The sequence below is a fragment of the Sphingobacterium hotanense genome, from assembly GCF_008274825.1.
GTDB lineage: Bacteria > Bacteroidota > Bacteroidia > Sphingobacteriales > Sphingobacteriaceae > Sphingobacterium > Sphingobacterium hotanense.
The window spans coordinates 4,294,700-4,309,537 of the sequence record NZ_CP030848.1 but is presented as its reverse complement, the minus strand read 5'-3'; the positions used below and the strand labels follow the sequence as shown (position 1 = coordinate 4,309,537).

The 14,838-nt window shown below is 42.8% G+C and carries 10 protein-coding genes; 6 read left to right on the top strand and 4 right to left on the bottom strand.

Translation table 11 applies throughout. The annotated features are described in order from the left end of the window. The first annotated feature begins 652 nt into the window (after positions 1–652). The 4 genes from DSM08_RS18130 (at position 653) to DSM08_RS19205 (ending at position 6,876) form a co-directional block, all read left to right on the top strand. Positions 653–4,162 (top strand): SusC/RagA family TonB-linked outer membrane protein, encoded by a 3,510-nt coding sequence (locus DSM08_RS18130; RefSeq protein WP_149527455.1) that lies wholly within the window; start codon positions 653–655, stop codon positions 4,160–4,162. A gap of 11 nt (positions 4,163–4,173) precedes the next feature. After that, positions 4,174–5,817, top strand: a complete 1,644-nt coding sequence (locus tag DSM08_RS18125; RefSeq protein WP_187773912.1) for a RagB/SusD family nutrient uptake outer membrane protein — start codon at positions 4,174–4,176, stop codon at positions 5,815–5,817. Positions 5,818–6,188: 371 nt separating this feature from the next. Continuing rightward, positions 6,189–6,593 (top strand): reverse transcriptase domain-containing protein, encoded by a 405-nt coding sequence (locus DSM08_RS19210; protein WP_223110839.1) that lies wholly within the window; start codon positions 6,189–6,191, stop codon positions 6,591–6,593. A gap of 7 nt (positions 6,594–6,600) precedes the next feature. After that, complete coding sequence (locus tag DSM08_RS19205) at positions 6,601–6,876, top strand: hypothetical protein (protein WP_246172575.1); 276 nt, start codon at positions 6,601–6,603, stop codon at positions 6,874–6,876. Between the two features lie 484 nt (positions 6,877–7,360). Here the strand turns inward: DSM08_RS19205 and DSM08_RS18115 are convergent, their stop codons facing one another. Genes DSM08_RS18115 through rbsK form a run of 3 tightly spaced genes read right to left on the bottom strand, consistent with a single transcriptional unit; the run spans position 7,361 to position 10,917 of the window. Further along, positions 7,361–8,914, bottom strand: coding sequence for an ADP-ribosylglycohydrolase family protein (locus tag DSM08_RS18115; protein ID WP_149527453.1), 1,554 nt, complete (start codon positions 8,912–8,914; stop codon positions 7,361–7,363). 45 nt (positions 8,915–8,959) lie between these two features. After that, positions 8,960–9,964, bottom strand: coding sequence for a GRP family sugar transporter (locus DSM08_RS18110; protein WP_149527452.1), 1,005 nt, complete (start codon positions 9,962–9,964; stop codon positions 8,960–8,962). A gap of 35 nt (positions 9,965–9,999) precedes the next feature. Continuing rightward, the gene (gene rbsK / locus DSM08_RS18105) at positions 10,000–10,917 is read right to left on the bottom strand and encodes a ribokinase (RefSeq protein ID WP_149527451.1); all 918 of its coding nucleotides are present in this window, start codon (positions 10,915–10,917) and stop codon (positions 10,000–10,002) included. 174 nt (positions 10,918–11,091) lie between these two features. On the opposite strand from rbsK, the gene DSM08_RS18100 reads away from it, so the two are divergent. Further along, positions 11,092–12,561, top strand: a complete 1,470-nt coding sequence (locus DSM08_RS18100) for a hypothetical protein (protein ID WP_149527450.1) — start codon at positions 11,092–11,094, stop codon at positions 12,559–12,561. A gap of 7 nt (positions 12,562–12,568) precedes the next feature. Here the strand turns inward: DSM08_RS18100 and DSM08_RS18095 are convergent, their stop codons facing one another. Further along, positions 12,569–13,072, bottom strand: a complete 504-nt coding sequence (locus tag DSM08_RS18095; protein ID WP_149527449.1) for a hypothetical protein — start codon at positions 13,070–13,072, stop codon at positions 12,569–12,571. Between the two features lie 541 nt (positions 13,073–13,613). Here DSM08_RS18095 and DSM08_RS18090 point away from each other — a divergent pair. After that, entirely contained in the window at positions 13,614–14,558 is a 945-nt protein-coding gene (locus DSM08_RS18090) for a hypothetical protein (RefSeq protein WP_149527448.1), read from the top strand. Positions 14,559–14,838: the final 280 nt, after the last annotated feature.

The window sequence follows — 14,838 nt, the reverse complement described above, 5'->3', positions numbered from 1 at the left end:
AAACATGTCTTTACACCAGCTATTGATAAGGGTCTCATCTGACGTGCGCCGACTTAACTTTGTTATCGAAAAGAAAGAACAAAAGCAGGAAAAATCTTTCTTCCCTGAAGAACTTTCGTGTAATAATCCATTGTAGTGATTGTCGAAAGTGGGTTTAATTTCCTTTGTATACAAACTAAGACTTCGTTGTGAATTATTGTGTGAAGATTAAAAGTGCACAAAACTACTTGGTTATACCTATCAAAGACGCTAAATAAATCTTCATAAACAACATAAATACTGGTAATCAGTAAAATGTATTGGAAAATTTGTTAGAAGAAACAAAAAGATCGATAGAAACATCTCGCGACCAAGCTTCCCGAGCGAGTGTTTTTTTAAAGCTCCTGTTTTTATCTTGTGTTCTCGAGGATCTTTCAATGCCACCTCGTTACCCTTCAGGATAGATCAGGATGGTTTATAAATGAATGTTAAAGATCGTAAAACAAATTATCAACAACTTATTAAATGTCAATGGATTAACTTTAATTTAAGGAAAACATAGTGTCGTTGTGTTTCTAAAAGGCGTCAAATTATGGCTAATATTTCCCGCCGTTCTACAGGTATATTTGATTTGAGAAGACCAATTTTATTCACTAACCAAAATCTATAGACTATGGAAAGAAAATTACGTTTCATTTTGATGCTGGTTATCCCGTTACTAACTATGGCGTTTGCACAGGCGCAGCAACGGACATACTCTGGTGTAGTTAGGGATACAGAAGGAAAGCCAATCGTTGGTGCCAGTATCGTTGTGGTGGGGACTGCTGTCGGCACCTCATCGTCAGAAAGTGGACAGTACAGTATCCAGGCGAATCAGGGTAGTAGGATTAGCTACTCTCTTGTCGGAAAGGAGTCCACTACAATTACCACGACTAGTAACACGACTATCAATGTCACACTAAATGATGCCAATCAGGAGATTGAAGACATCGTGGTGATTGCCTATGGTACTGCAAAGAAGAAAGATTTGACGGGAGCAATCAGCACCGTTGATTCCAAAGTGCTAGGTGCTCAGGCGAACTCGACACTTACCAAAGCGCTAGAAGGTGCAGTCCCGGGTATTCAAGTATCTTCAGTCGATGGGCAGCCTGGGGTGGATATGGGTGTCCGTGTTCGCGGTATTGGATCCTCCAGTCAGAACAACTCGAACGCGCTAATCGTTATCGATGGTGTTCCTGTAACGGCGGGCTTCAATCCTCTATCAACGATGAATCCTAAGGATATCGAATCCGTAACGATTCTGAAAGATGCTGCATCAACGGCATTATGGGGCTCTAGAGGAGCCAATGGTGTGATTATGGTTACTTCCAAAAAAGGTGCTCGACGCGGAACAAAAATAGACTTCGACACAAAATTAGGAGCAAACATGATTGCAAACAATCAACCAAAACTTATTCGTAGTGTCGAAGATAACTATGAAATGATGTGGGAAAGTATTTACAACTCTGTTCGTTATGGAAGTACGGAGAAATACAAAACCAACTTTAGCAATCCGAACATGTCTCACGAGGAAGCAGCCTTGTTTGCAAGTCAGCATTTGTTCAACTATACCGGAAGCACGTCTACTTTTGCAGGCCCTAATGGTTTGTCAAACTGGATGTATTACCGTGTTCCTGGAGCAAGGTATGTTTCTACAGGTACAGGCGACACTAGATCGGCAACCATGCTGGACAATTACTTAATTGATCCAGCAACAGGTAAGATCAATAAAGATGCGGTAAAACTATACGATGTTGATGATTGGAGAGATATCGCATACAGAGATCGCTTTCGCCAAGAGTACACCGTATCGGCTAGCGGAGGAACAGAGAAGACCGATTACTTTATCTCTACAGGTTTCTTATCGGACCCTTCCTATATCGCAAACTCCAACTTCAAGCGTTATAACGTACGTTCGAATGTAAACTCTCAAATCACAGATTGGTTGAAAGCAGGTCTAAATGCAACTTACTCGAACCGTTCTACTCGTTTACAGAATGGGCGTTTCAGTTCGCGTAATCCAGGAGCTGCTGTGCAGAACGTATTCCGTTGGACAGATGGCTATCGTCCATTAGCGTCCATTTATGAACGCGACGCGAACGGAAATATGGTCTATGATGCAAATGGCAACCCACAGGTAGTTCGTTTGGTAGGTCAGCAATATTCGCCACTTGGGGTCGTAACACCAAAGGCGGGTGGATCTACATCGATGGGCTATGACTTAGAGTATCAGATGGAGAACTCACAATCTGAATATGTATCCAACGATATTTCCACCATCGGTTATTTACAAGCAAAGTTCTGGAATGACTTCACATTCAATGTGCAGATGGCGGTAAACCAATCTTACCATATGCGTTATGTCTCATTGCCGAAAGCATGGGGAGAGTCTTCCAATGCAGAGCAGGGGATGATCGGGCGCTATCACACGCAATACTTAGATCTCAATTCGCAACAAACATTGAACTGGGGCCATGATTATGGCAAGCATCATGTTGATGCCATGATCGGTCATGAATTCACTTGGATGAAAACAGAGAACATGAACTACAAAGCGTCGCTATCTCTTATTGATAACTTCACTGGTTCAGGAAACTACTTGTTCTTGAACAACGGCGGTACATTCTCTGGTGTCGGATTCGGCACAAATAAAGAAGCCATGGAAGGATATTTTGCTCGTGCTAATTATATCTACGACAATAAATACATCGCTACAGGATCCGTTCGTCGTGATGGATCGTCTAAGTTTCGCTATGACGAGGATCGCTGGGGCATATTCTGGAGCTTAGGCGGTGCATGGCGTATTTCCTCAGAGACCTTTATGGAGCCAACTAAAGGATGGTTAAACGACTTAAAGCTTCGCGCTAGCTACGGTGTCATTGGTAACCAAAATGGTATTGGTCGCTATGCAGGTTACCAAACATGGAGTTACAACGCTTTAGGTTATACTACTCCGGGCTCATATCAGCCGAGCGGGTATACCCTAAGCATGAATTCAGCGGTGAATAGATCATTGACCTGGGAGAAAAAGAATACGATCGACGCAGGACTTGACATCAGTCTATTTAACCGTGTCTATGCAACGATAGACTGGTATAAAACCAATACGACTGATCTATTACTAGATGTACCGGTTTCTTTCGCCAAGACTGGGCAACCTACATTATTGACGAATGAAGGTGAGTTGGAGTCCAAAGGTTTGGAAGTCGATGTCAATGTTGATCTAATCAAACGCGACGACTTTAATTGGTCGGTCAACGTCAATACCGGACATTACAAAGTAAAGGTCGTACGGATGCCTGAGACGATGATTAACCAGCAGGATGCTCTGCACGATCACAAGTGGTGGTATGCTACGGCGGATGCTTGGGGAGCTGTAGGTAATACAGGTTCGGGCTCAGGAGCAGCTTACAGACGTTGGATCGGTGGCGATTATTACAATGTTATCTTCGCGAAGTATATGGGCGTAGATAAGGGTACAGGACTACCACTTTACGGAGCTCTTGTAACAGAAGGAAACCAAGGCAAATTCCCGAACGCAAAAGTTGGTGATGTTATCTCGACAACAGATTACTCCGAAGCATATATGTTCGACTACGGAGATGCTACACCAGATCTTATCGGTGGATTCGGTACTTCAGTACGTTGGAAGAGCTTTGATCTGGCCGCGAACTTCGCATACCAGTTAGGCGGTCTTTTCATGAGTAACTTATACGGAAACTTTATCTATAACACATCCGATATCGGAAATCAGATGTTATCAGAAGATCTGTTGAACAATACATTTAACGAGTCTAATCAGGATGCTAAATATCCGATGCTCATGGTGTATTCGCCTAACGCAAGTACGGTTTATTCCAATGGTACGCGCGTTTCTTCAGGAAATACATACACTGATCTTTCGGTGTTCGATGCCTCTTATTTAAATATCAAAAATATCACAGTAGGCTATACACTACCCGAGAAATGGAGCAGCAAAGCAAAGATGTCTAGCGTGCGTGCCTATGTTTCCTTAGATAATATGTGGGTATTTGCAAAAAGTGGAATAGATCCGCGTAATTCTATTGTGGGCGGTTTGGATGTAGGTGCCTATACCTATCCAATGATCCGTTCAAGTTCATTTGGTCTAAAAGTAACTTTTTAAAGATGAAAACTATGAGATACTTAATAGCACTTGTAATGATGGCCATATTAGCCACATCGTGTAATAAGAAACTAGATATTGCCCCACCAGATAACATCATTGATGAGCAGGTGAGGGAGCTGTTGAGAACAGCAGATGAAGAAACGGTAAAAAGTCTTTTGAAAAGTATTGCCGATGGACTTCCACCACATATGCGCGGCGGCGGTTATAACTTCCGCTTCTCGAACATGATCGATAATACATGGAGCGGACAGTTATCTGCACGTATGATGCTAGGTAATGATGTTGTGGTCGGCAACTGGGCTATCCCGGCAGACAACGATTATTATTCCGGACAAGACATAACCTCTGAAAATAATGCGTCCAACCCCAGCTGGTGGCATCGCGCCTTCAGTATGACCGTTGCAGCCAATAAGGTCGTCAATATTATCACTCCGGACTTGCTGAAAGAAAACGCTAGTATCACGTTGCGCGATTATTCAGGACGCGCCTACCTGATTCGCGCCTTTGGTTATTTATACGCGCAGCAAAACTTCGGAACGAATAAACTTGGCATGTCCATTTATACGAAGTTCGACGTAGGACAACCGTTGCAGGAGCGTTCTTCAGCTTTAGCGACGCTGGATTCTATTATCAATTGGGCAACCACTGCAGATGAGCTATTCGCACAGGCTAATATTGGATTCAAAGCAACAAGCACATCTGACTTAACGCGCGGTCTGACCAACTACGTCATTGCAAAGGCAGCGCTGTTAGCAGTAGAAGCCGAAGGTGCAAGCCCTGCAAAATATTACAGTATTGCTGCAGCAGCATGCGACCGCGTAATCAACAGTGGTGCGCTATCATTGATGTCTGAAGATCAATATGTTCAAAAGCAATCCGGAACAGTGGTCGTAAATGGACTGACTCTACCGATTTTCCTTGCCGAGACATCCGGCTTCTTAAACTTTGCAAAGAACCCAGAAGCAGCATTCGGCTTCGGTTGGCAATTCGGTGGAAATGGCCCTGCAATACAGAGCAATCCATGGGGAGGTTCCTATCGTATCGATGACCGATTATTCAATAAAATGGACGATCGTGATTACCGTAAGAAGAACTTCCATAAAGATAGACCGGCCGATTTCCCAACAATTTATTATCCCGGTCCTTCAAACTTTATGAACGGAGGACAAAGTGAGGTTCCGACATATTGGGTCTCTAAATTTGCCAATAACGTTGGACTGGGAAGCGTAGTGGGTTCTCAAAATGTTTCAAACCGTAATCGCGCAGACTATGCGATGGTGCGCTTATCGGAGTTCTATTTGATGAAAGCAGAGGCTCAAGCACGTTCTGGCTCAGAAGGCAACGCGAAGACAACATTGAATACGCTTTTAGCAGCACGTACGGCCGCAGGAAGCCCAACCCTGACGGTGGACAACTATGCAAGCATGAGCGGATTGACGGTATTGCAAATGATTCAATTGCAGTCGCGTATCGAGCTTTGGGGAGAAGGAAGCCAAGAATGGGATAACAACAGACGCTGGAATATTCCGGTGGATCGCAGAGGGTCGACAGTTCATTGGAATCCATCGATGCAGTATCCGGTGTCGCTGATGACCATGAAGATTCCATCTGAGGAAATCTCTACCAATCCCAAAAGCCAGCAAAACCCATAAGATAGAATCGAAAGACTATAAATTAGACGATGGCTTGCTTGCAAGTCGCGAGATAATCAACAAGAACCAAAAACAATTAAAATAAGCTGCCAACCGGCAGCTTATTTTTTTGTTTGCCCAGCATGTGCAATAACTCTAGGGTGTAAGTCCCGAACACGCTTTTGCAGTGGGAAGTGTTAGCTTAGGACAAGGGTGTCCACCGCAAGGTGGAATCTGAAGGAAACCTGAGGCAAAACCTGGGTCCGACGAACAGAAACTACGTACAAGGCCGCAAGTGTTGGGTGAGGCTGCAAAACAAGTCAAAGCCCTAAACTGTACGGAAACACCATGTTAAATGTAGCGGATACAGGGCAGTCCTTTAAGTCCACTTTTTGTCAAACATCATCCTGAACGAAATAGATACGGAACTCAGCTCCCGTGGACATCGATTTGTACGTTATGCGGATGACTGTAGTATCTACACGAAGAGCAATAAATCCGCCACTCGTATTATGCGCAACATCACCAGCTACATCGAATCTACACTAAAGCTGAAGGTGAACCGTGAAAAGAGTAAGGTAAGCAAACCTTCCCAAAGTAGTTTACTCGGCTTTAGTTTCTTCAAAACTCAAGGAGATTGGCAGATTCGTATCTCTACAAAGAGTATCGAACGAATCCGAGAGAAGTTACTTCAAAATACTCGACGTAATACAGTTACTCCTATGCATGAGCGACTGACTAAACTACGGCAAATTATTCACGGCTGGGTGGGATTACTTTCGTATAGCAAGGAATAAGAAGGTGATGGTAGCACTAGATAAACTAGTGCGAAGACGCTTGCGTGTTCTGCTTTGGAAACAATGGAAGACGGCAGGTAATCGAATTCGGAACTTCATGAAACTGGGAGCCAAACGCTGGCTTGCCTACCAACATGCGAACACCCGTAAATCCTATACTCGGACAGGGACAAGCCCTATCGTTCAAACAACGCTAACAAACTCATACTTTACTAAATTAGGTTACGAAGGATTTGCAGACTACTATTACTGGAGAACAATGCATCAAACGACGTTATTCTAACAAACCGCCTTGGTACGGATCCGTATGCCGGGTGGTGTGAGAGGACAGATAGGGAAATAATCCCTATCTTCCTACTCGATTATATACTACACCTCCCTTGTTTACTTGAAAAAGCATCCCTTCAATAGACAAATTGATCAGGATGTCAAAGAACTAGGTCTGCCGCAACCTCAAGGAACGGTATAAAGTATATAGTTGATTCAAACAATCAATACAGTATATTTTACCCCCCAAGTTAAAGCAAGAGCCTTGCAAAACATGTTAATTAACCTTTATCGTTTTATGAACCTGCATTGGTTCGCAACGTTTACCCTGCTTTTTTCATCATTATGCTAAGTTGATTGTAACCCCTTGCGTAATGCAAATCGAAGTTGTTCAAGAACTATACAAAGTAGTAAATAAGAAAAGGTGCCTCCTTTCGAAAGCACCTTTAACCAAGTCAAAATATAACAAACAGTGTTATTATTAAGGGTCGTTATCTCATCTAATGAACATGCTGCTCAATCCCTTTATTCGGCTCATCAGAATAAATAATATAATTAGCGATATCTACCCAATATCCAGCTTTATCCTCCTTTTGCTCCAGCCTCACCTTATGCTTTCCTTTTGGAAGATCATACACCCAGAAAATCTCATCTTTTCTAGTCAAATAATTTGTCGGATGTATAAATGATGCATGTTTCTTGCCGTCAATATAAATATCTAGCGGAATATCAAAATCAGGCATGCTCTTCTCATTTTTCTTTGCAGCGCCTACAAGAACAAAACCAGTCCCTTCGATTTCAAACTCATAGCTACCTTTTAACTGCTTGTTCACACCCACCTTACGCACAGGATAAACTCCATCAAAAGCCTTCTCGAAGCGTACCGCTACAGGTTGCTGTACCTTAATCTCCACATCGTTCTTCGTTACTTTTCCGCCGTTACGCTTGATCATCTCTAGCGCATGGTTAAAGCTCATCGCATACACCCGATTCAGCGATGTTTTGGTGTATTTGAAATCAATATCCTCCGCTTCGGCCAATCCCATTTTCCAATACTTAGGAATCTTGCTGTAGCCATACATCGTGCCTAGGATACCTGCGGCGCTTGCCGGATTACAGTCGGAATCCTGACCAGCACGCGTCGAAATCTCTAATGTTTGCGTGAAATCTCCCGCACCATATAATAAGCCAAGCACTACATAAGCAGCATTTACTTTCGCATCGATGTTATAAGGCATGTGCACGCCTTCAGGACAGCCAACCTCTTCAGCCCATTTTTGCTGAATTTCAAACCAGTTGCGCTTCCAGTTATCCGGATGTTCCTTATGCCATTTAATCACATCAGCGATACATTGATAGAATTCGCTTTCTGCCGGAATAGTCTTTAAAGCTTCCGTCACGATATAATTGATATCGTCTGAAACAAAGGCTAGCGTGTACATGGCGCCGATATAAACACCACCATACCAGCCGTCGCCATAGTTCATGATGTGACCAATCTTATCACTGATATCCGATGCGGTATTTGGCATACCAGGGCTCATCAAGCCCGCGAAGTCCGCTTCGATTTGATAGTCAATATCATCCGCATGGGGATTATTCTTCCAATGACCCGATTCTGGAGCCTTGATGCCCGTTAAAATATTATAGCGTGCTGCTTGATTCGCATGCCATAAGGAGTAGCTCGCATTTGCAAAAGCATTAGCAAAAGAATCTACTGGCGCATCCATCCCGACACGGTCATATACTTCAACGAAGGTCAGGTCCATATAGATATCATCGTATAGATGTGGATTATGAACCATCGTACTTTTGATATAGCCATCGTACCAGGCAAGGTTTTCATAGTCTTGAATAAAAGTACCACGGTATCGGAATTCCGTAGGACCACCAAAGGTCACACCGATGGTCTGTCCCGCCCATCCGCCTTTGATCTTATCCTGCAGTTCCGCTTTTGTCAGCTTTACTTTTGCTTGCTGCTGGGCAATGACTACATTGCCAGAACAGATTAAACCAATTCCTAATAGAAGGCTACTCCAAAGCGATCTTTTCATGTTTTTTTTTATTATAGGTTTGTATTTATTTTTTTTATGCAACAACTAGCTGCCCGACCAAATAATAAGGCCCAATCCAGCGATAAAGCACAGAAACATAGCTAGCAACAGGGAATTAACCTTACTGTCGGCACCTTTAAATTCTTTCCATACCAATACGCCCCATAAAGCTGCGACCAGGGTCGCGCCCTGTCCTAAGCCATAGGAAATAGCGGGGCCCGCTTTACCAGCAGCAATCAGATTGAGAATGTTGCCCAAGCCCCAAATACTTCCACCCAGAATACCGATTAAATGGTAGCGGAAAGATCCCCCAAAATATTCGCTATAGGATAGCGGCTTGCCCTCCAGCGGTTTTTTCATCAATATGCTGTTGAAGACGATATTGCTAAGGAAAATACCCACAGCGAATACCACAAAAGCACTATAAGGCGTCATTTTGCCAGCTGCCGGCTGTTGGAAATTTTCTAAATCCATACCCGATGCCAGGAAAGGGTAGAAGGAGGACATCAAGAAACCCGCAATGACTGATATAATGATCCACTTCCCGATACCTGCTTTTTCCGTTGCGCCTTTATGTTTTTTAAAGGCAACCGCATTGAGGATGATCGCTAAAGTGACCAAACCAACGCCCAAAAACAGTAGCGTGGGATCGCCTTTTTGTTGAATCATATAGTTAAAAAATACGCCCGCAACCAAGGCAATACCTATCCCAATCGGGAAAGCCACAGACATTCCTGCTGCAGCAATAGCAGCTGTCAACAGTATATTGGCAAGATTGAACAGGACCCCGCTCAATAAGGCATTTAAAATATTGCTCGTGCTCGTCTGGCCTATGTCTTCTAGAAAAGGTCGCCCTTGCTCGCCCATGCTGCCCAAAGTAAATGCACTCAGTAGCGAAAAAATGAGGATTCCGATCACATAATCCCAGTAAAAAAGCTCAAAACGCCAGCCTTTTTGACTGATCTTCTGTGTGTTTGCCCAAGACCCCCAACAGATCATCGTGATGAAGCAAAACAGCACGGCAACGTTATAATCAGATACAATAAACATAATTCTTCGGTTTAAAGGTTATCCTTCCCTAGTGCTTAGTCAAAGTAGGTTAGGAGAATTTCATTTCGGTAGGGAATAGATGACTGGGCTCCCATTTTTGTAACTGCAATAGCAGCAGCGCGGCAGGCAAAAGTAACGGCATGTTTCAGGGATTTACCCTCTGATAATGCAACGGCAAACGCTCCGTTAAATACATCGCCTGCTGCGGTACTGTCTACTGCTTCTACTTTTGGGGCTTCAATATGCTGCACATCCTCTCCCGTGAGCAAAATAGCACCTTCTTCACCTAAAGTGATAATAACTGTTCGGACCCCCAGCGCTTGAATCTTCTTTGCCGCGACTACGGCGCTATCCACATCGGTAATGGGATGATTGGATAAGGCCTCTGCCTCGTGCGCATTCGGTGTAATGATATCTATTTTATCAAGAAAATTAGACACTGCCGCATTCATTGGTGCCGGATTCAAAATAACAGTAATCTGCTTTGAGCGCGCATAAGTAATTGCTGCCTCTACGGTTTCCATCGGAATCTCCAACTGCACCAGCAAAACCCCGGCCTGCGGATATTTGTCGAAAGCATCCTGTACATTTTCCTCGTTCAGGAAAGCATTCGCACCGGGAGCAACAACGATACTATTTTCACCCTTATCATCAACCGTGATCAAGGCAATGCCTGAAGGGCTGTTCATCTCCGCATAAATTCCGCCAATATCAACCCCTTCATCGTCGAAAATCTTCGATGATTGCTTCCCGAATATATCGTTTCCTATTTTGCTGATGAACGTTACATCTCCACCTAGACGAGCCACAGCGACGGCTTGGTTGGCGCCCTTGCCGCCCGGGTTCATAAAGAATGTGCCCCCCAAAACGGTCTCCCCTGGTTTAGGAATATGACCTGTTTTGACGACCATGTCCATATTTGTGCTGCCGACGACGACTATTTTATTTTTCATGTTGGTTAGGTTTATTTGAAAGTTTCCTAAAATTAAAAGCAAAGACCAAAATAAAAAGACAAAAAAGTTATATATTATATAATCCTAATTTTAAAAACCTAAGTATAGTATGCTTATACTTTATTAATAATTAGTATATTAGTCTCAATAAAACCTGTAATTTTCGATAAACCTATGTCCTATCAAGATCTTGAAAAATTGATATATTCCCTGTCGTCTTCGGAGAAAAAGCAATTCCAATTGTACACGAATCAGTCGAAGAATGAAAAATATTATGCTTTGCTTTTCCAGATTATCCTGGAACATCGAAACAAACAAGGTTCCCTTTGGCAGCAGGCTTTCAAACGGAAGTATCCCGGGGTGTCTTTGGAGAGCACGGCAAATTATCTTTTTAAAGTGCTTACCGATGTGCTATTGCAAATTCGTATCGAACAAGACTCTTGGTTCCAACAATATTATGGTTTGATGAAAGCACGTTTATGCTTCGAACGTTCCATTCCCGACAAAGGTCTAAGGGAGATACAGGCAGTATATAAAAAGGCAAATCAGACAGAAAATTTCATCAATAAATATAGCGCTTTGCGCATGGAGCTGGATGTGCTGCACAGTTCGAAATTCTCTAATTATAACGAACAGGAAATCGTCGACAAGCAGATGGAAGCGAAACTCGCGCTGCAGTCTATTCGCGAGGTGCAGGAACATTACAGCCTTTACGAGCAATTAAATATCCGTTTGGCCCATAACCCTACATTAGATCAGTACACGGATGATTTAATTCTTGGGGAGTTGAGTTTATCCTTCCGCGGCAATAAGAACAAGTTTGAAACACAGAAGCTGCACCTGCTTTTTCAGGCCTTCTATTTCATTCATAAGGGCGAGTACCGTTCGGCGCTGATGATTTTTAAGGAACTCTCCAAGTTGTTTGAAGCGAATCTTTCCATGTGGAACTTTCCGCCATACGATTACCTATCGACCCTCGACGGTATCCTGAACAGCCTTGGTAATATGCGGCAATACGCTGAAATGCAAAATTATATCGACAAGCTTGCCGAATTGCAAAAAGGCGACTATACCGAGCATTTCCACAGCCTGGCCAACCTTACCATTTCTTGCTATGAGTTGCAGAAGTTGGTAGGCGAAAAGAAGATCAAGGAGGCGGTTGAGTTTATTCAAAGGGCAAAAGACCGCCACCTACAGATACATATTGGTGACGTAGAAAAGACGATGGAATGGTATTTTCTGCAGGCTTCGACTAGTTTCTACGCTGGGAATTATGCCGCATGCAAAAAGATATTGAACGAAATGTTCGATCATTGTGTACATGGCACAAGATACGGCATCTATCGGGCAGCCAAACTGCTTTATCTGAAAACAATCTATGAGCTGCACGATTGCGATTATTTGGAGTCGGAAGTACGAGCACACAAGCGGCAGCTGCAGAAACTCGGTAAGCGATATAACACGGAAAACATGGTGTTTCGATTAATAGCTGCAGAACCGAAAAGGCGCGGTAATGAATGGAAAAGGAAAACTCTCGGGGCCTATCAAAGCCAATTGATGGAATTGCAAGCCAATCAAAAAGGCGAACCGCTGGTTCGTTATTTCGACTATGAGAGCTGGGTGAATCGACTACTGAAAAGTTAATAGATCTTTATGCTCGTGTTTTTGCTCGCTGAATAAGTTTTAATAGATAGTCTCTGTTTTTTGAGGAGCTGACCCATTTCGGAAGGCGGCTACCGATGCTGCGGTTCATATACAATAGTCCGGAGCGCTGGCGGAGATGATCTTTGATATGTTGCTCAATGACTTCCAAGTGCTGCGTATTATACGCCCACAGCAGTCCATGCACTGTTTCGATCTGATACCATACACTGAACCCGAAGAAGGGGTCGATTGGCGCATTCATATGCAAAATTCGTCCATAAACGCCTTTTCCACGGCTATTTTGGTAGAAAAGAACCTTCGGCGTATTCGCAAGCCGTATGGCATAGCCGCAAGCATAGCAGGAAAACCGAACCTTTTCTTCGATTTCATCTCTCGATGCGTTCGCTGTCACCCCAATAACCAAGGCTTTTTTCTGACATTTTGGACATACCACATCTACGCGCTCCGTGAAATCGCTATTTTGAACTGAATAGGCATTAACTGGCTCCATTTTTTAATTCGCAGGTCGTTTTTATGGTAGGATAGATGTACAATCTTATCGCAAAGATAGAACAAGATAAGCGATAGATTAATACCTAGTGCAGGGTATTTTTCTAAGTCAAGTTTTGCTTATTCCCCTTTCATAGCCCTTTCAAACCCAATGTAAAGCCCTTTCATAACAGCTCCGAAAGGGGTTTGAATGGGGTGTGAAAGGGGAGAAGATTGGTAATGACTTAATGGAGTTCGGACATTAGATCTTAGATGTAAGATTTTAGACCCGATTGTGTTTTGAACCTTTTCTTCAGAAGGAAAGTTTGTTTTGAAGAAAGGATAGCGTTGTCTTGACCTAGGAAAGGAAGGATAAAAGGATGAGCAGGATCTTACGCCAAAGGTCTTTATACTAAGTACTAACTACTAAATATTATTCCTAGTTCAGACATAGCCTGATTATCTTAAAACCCATCTCAGGACAAGACACTAAAATCTCGTATCTAATGTCTCACATCTAAAATCTAATTATGGAATCTTGTCTGTTTTTACATCTTTTATACATGAGACCATTATTAACTTTTATATTTTGTTTGCTAAGTGCTTCGATGTTTGCACAAGTGAAATTTCGACAAGAGCTTTCGGAAGCTGTTCGGACAGAGGTATTGGATACGCTGAAACCGGGAGAGCTACGTTTTCAGATTTTTGAATTAGATTCATTGAAAAGACTTATCCCATATTCGGATCCTGAATTTAGCTATTTGATCAGTGAAAGCAAGCTAAGTGCCTTAATAGAGAGACATCAGGATTCCTTGGGGAAAAATTATTCGAGATGTATTTATTTATACAAAGATTTGTATGAGAATCATTTAGAGATCGCGATTGCGCCTTATTACTGGGACGAAGCGCAAGAGATTTTTGCAGAATTTCCTGAAGGCCACAACAAGTTTAGAAAAACGGTCATTAATGATATCAGAAGCGCTCTGCTGGGAAAGGATATTCGTGATTATGATTGGAAGGAACCGCTATATCTTATCGTTAACAAGAGAGGGGTGCCAGAATTTGAAGGGGAGAATAAAATCATAAGCCTGCTTGACACGAGTAGAACAAAGAGATGGGCGCCTCATATTAAAGGTGGAAGGCCAGTGCCCTCGGTATTTAAATTAACCTTTGATTTTGCAGGTCAACAGATGAATGCCGATAACCTCCGTGTCGAGTTAGAGGAGATTTATAATGCATTAAATAAAACTCTTTACGGGCAGAGAATTATAGAGCGACAATTTCCGTATCCGGAATCAAAGGATAGTAAAGAAATTGTTGTCTCGTTCCTTTCGAGTCCTGAAAACATGAAAGTGAAGTTGCCTGTGATACATCGGGGCGATGAGAAGAAAGCTAGGGAGCTGATAACTTTTTTGGAGAAGTATTATGCGGGCAATGAGCGGGTTTTTGAGGTAAATTATCTATCTAATTGGCGCGTATTTTTTACTATAGAGGATTGGGAAGGGTAGTTTGAGAATGCTGGGGAAGTTCAGACCAGACATTAGATCTCAGACTTCAGACATGAGACCCGATCCTGCTCATCTTCATATACTTCCTTTCCTGGTTCAGACAACACTCTCATGTCTGAGATCTACTGTTAACAATAAAATAACAGATGTTTCCCTGATTTTTAGGGATTTATTTTCTAATTTTCCGACAACCTTTAAGCCCGTTGTACTTTCTAAGTGCAGCACAATGATCATTAATCTATGAAGAACCTTCGCAAAAAAAGGAACATCTTGTTCTCAT